This is a genomic window from Candidatus Cloacimonadota bacterium, from assembly GCA_012522635.1.
GTDB lineage: Bacteria > Cloacimonadota > Cloacimonadia > Cloacimonadales > Cloacimonadaceae > Syntrophosphaera.
Window position 1 is genome coordinate 1 of the sequence record JAAYKA010000051.1, and the last position, 3,174, is coordinate 3,174.

A 3,174-nucleotide genomic window follows, 5' to 3' on the forward strand; every position below is an offset into this window, starting at 1 on the left:
AAAAGGTCTTCCTCCGAACTGTGGGAACTGCCATAAAAACGGTTGAACGCGGCAAGGTCAAGCGAATCATCCGCCCCAGGAAAACGTGTTTTGAGCCATTGAATCCATTCTGTCTGAGCGGCGGGCAGAATCTCCAACCAGTCCAGCCCGGGTCCGCGGGCAAAATCCATCCAAGTTTCGGTCTGGCGCAAATTCCGTGTGGGCAATGAAGTGGGAAGCTCCACCGCGTCCAGACTGGCGTAGCCACAGTTCCAGGCTTCCTGAAGCCTTTGCGCTGTGCCATATTTTGCGCGCAGAAAATCTCGGAATTGATTGCCAATATTGCGGATATGCAAATGCTCAGGTGCCGCCATATTTTCCACAAACCAAGTGAGATCCTCAACCATGGCGCCGCTATCCGGGATGTTTTTTGGCACGCGTACTTCACTGAAATCCTTGTAGGAGCTGTGCCAAGTGGTGTTCAGCATCCCAATGTTGGCGTATTTTTGACGCAACATGCCCTGGAAAGCAGCGTCAGCACTCTCTTCCAAGCTGATGTGATGGATGTTCAAAACCTCGCGGGCATAGTGTAACCAAGATTCCCGCAAAGGATGCCCCGGCGGTGGGCAGCTTTCGCTGAGAACCACATCCTGCCAGGAATTCAAGTTCAAGCCAGTGCTGTCGTTAAACGCCGCGAGATCAGCTCCAAAGCGGGGAATCAATTCCATCTGCGCAAAGGCTCCATCCAGGTTCACATAGTTGCGGTGCCGTTCTTCCAGGCTTTCTTTAAAACTGCGAAAACGTCCCAGATAGCCATCCGGACGGCTAATGTAGTTCCGACCCAGGATTTCTTTTTCCTCCACCACAATCTGTTCCCAGCTTTGCGCGCCGGTATTGTATTTTCGGTTGAAAACGGTGAGGTCATTGTCATTTTCCTCACGCAAAAGTTTGCGCAAACGACGCTGGTTCAGAGGATAGACTCCGCGACCGTAATGTTCGGCAGCGTAATAATCATAAACGCCCTGTAGGTTTAGTTTTATAAATTCCTGCCAATCCTGATACAGAGCCGGATTCGGCAATTCCGGGAGTTCAACTTCCGAAAAAGCCAGCCAGGCACCGGGATGATTGTCCGCCAAGCGGCTGCTTTCCTCGTTGTAGCGGGATTCCATGAACTTTTGGAACAGAACTTCATCCTTGTGCAGATATGCCGGAATCAGGTTCAAACGGTTGCTGTCCACATTGCTCTTGATGGAGCTGGAAACCATGAGCAGAAAGGGATAGACCATGGTGACGGCGCCAAGAATCAAGACAATATGGATACTCAGATTCAAGACCCTCACTTTTGGGGATTTGCGACCAACTTTTCCGATGATGCTCATGCGGTTTGCTCCCCATCATCTGTCACGGCGCGGAACTCCATCTTGGACAGATATTTAATTTGCAAAACCGTGAAGCCCATCAAAAGCAGACTGAGAATCCAAGCCATGGCTGTTGCCAATCCAAACCGCAGATACAGGTAGGCTTTTTCAAAAATCAAAAGATCGGCGACGCGGGTGGCTTCGTTGGGACCGCCAAAGGTCATCACCAAAATGAAATCGCTGCTTTGAGCGGCAACGATGAACGCGGAAATAAATTGAATGATTATCAAACCCTTCAGGCTGGGAAAAACAATATGGCGCAGCTTGGAACGGAAACCGGCACCGTCGATATCCGCGGCTTCATAAAGTTCCGGTGGGATGTTTTTTAGCGCCGCCAAATAAATCAGCGAACCCGGCCCCACTCCAGCCCAAACCGTGGGCAAAACCACGCAAAGCATGGCCAGCGCTTCGTCTTTAATCCACATGCTTTTGGGCAAACCCAGCGCCAGGAGAATCTGGTTCAAAATACCCAGATCAGAAGGGTCGTAAAGCAGTTTCCACAAATAGATTACGATGACGCCGCTAATCACCGCGGGCAGATAGAACAGGACGCGGTAAAGCATTTTGCCACGGGACACTTCCTGCAATAAAATAGCCAAAAAGATGGGCGGGAAAAATCCCAGACCCAGCATTAAAGCCATGTAATACAAGGTTTTGCCAACAGAAGCCCACCAACTGGGGTCGAAAAGCACCTCCGCGAAATTCCCAAAACCAATCCAAGGGCTGGCGCCAACGATGTGATAATCCTGAAAAGCCATCAGCGAGCCAGTTATCATGGGCAGGTATTTCCAAACGATGATGGTGACCACCGCCGGAGCTAAAAGCAGAATGACCCAGATCTTATAATTGAAACGCAGCTTGCCTTGGGCGGGGTTTTCCGGTGAAAGCAGCTTCCAAACCCGCCAAAGCGTGAAACTGAAGGCCAGAAGAATGAGCGCGGCAATCAGGGTTGCCAGCCGCTCTCGTTTGACTTTGGTTTCGGGTGGGATATGACCAATCATTTCCTGGTTTGTGCGTGCTTCACCTTTGTTGAGGGTCGCCAAAATCAATTCGCGCAGCTTTTTAGGATCTTCTGGCAATTTCCCTTTCAAACCCAGCGCCACCAGCTCTTCCAGCGGATGGGTCATATATTCATAAACTTTTTGACAGTTGTCACCGAAGGGTTCCGGGCGTCCTTCCCGCATGGCGGTTTCAAAGGTTTCCAGCCAGCCGGCAGGAGCGTAGCGCAGATATTCCTCATAGCCATAACGTTTTAAAAACACAGGATTTTGCATGCGACCATAGCCGCTGTCCACCATGATTTTCATGCGGATTTGCCGCGCTTCCTCGCTATCATAAAAACGGATGTATTCCCAGGCGGCTTGACGCACCGCTTCTGGATCGCGGTCGCCCACACCGGAGTTGTTGCTGACACCCGCTCCGGAAAATATTCCCATCATCCGGCAATTTATTTCGCTGCCTCCGCGTCCGGAAGGCCCGGCGGGTGAAGGCGCGAAGGCATATAGGTTTGGATCGTAAACCCCGCCCATATTTTGCTGGGAGAGATAGTCCATCCGCATGCCAATTTTGCCTTCCTGCCAAAGGTAGCCCCAATCTCCTTCGCGCAGGGCAAAGCCGGTTTGTTCGCGCCCGCGGTTGTCTTTCCAGCGAGTGGTGACCAGCCTCAAATAAAATTCCATGGCATCGGCTCCGGCCTCACCGGCAAAAGAAGCGCGCCATTCCTGTTTCACAGGATCGTAGCTCACGGCATCACCGCCCGCGGCCCACAAAAAGGGAA

2 protein-coding genes are annotated in these 3,174 nt (G+C 51.6%); both read right to left on the reverse strand.

Annotated features, from left to right (window positions below; translation table 11 throughout):
• Window positions 1–1,358 (reverse strand): hypothetical protein (locus tag GX135_03165; GenBank protein NLN85092.1); only part of this gene is annotated, 1,358 nt, incomplete at its 3' end.
• Window positions 1,355–3,174, reverse strand: a 1,820-nt coding sequence (locus GX135_03170) for an ABC transporter permease subunit (GenBank protein ID NLN85093.1), incomplete at its 5' end; no start/stop codon positions are given. The genes GX135_03165 and GX135_03170, both read right to left, overlap by 4 nt.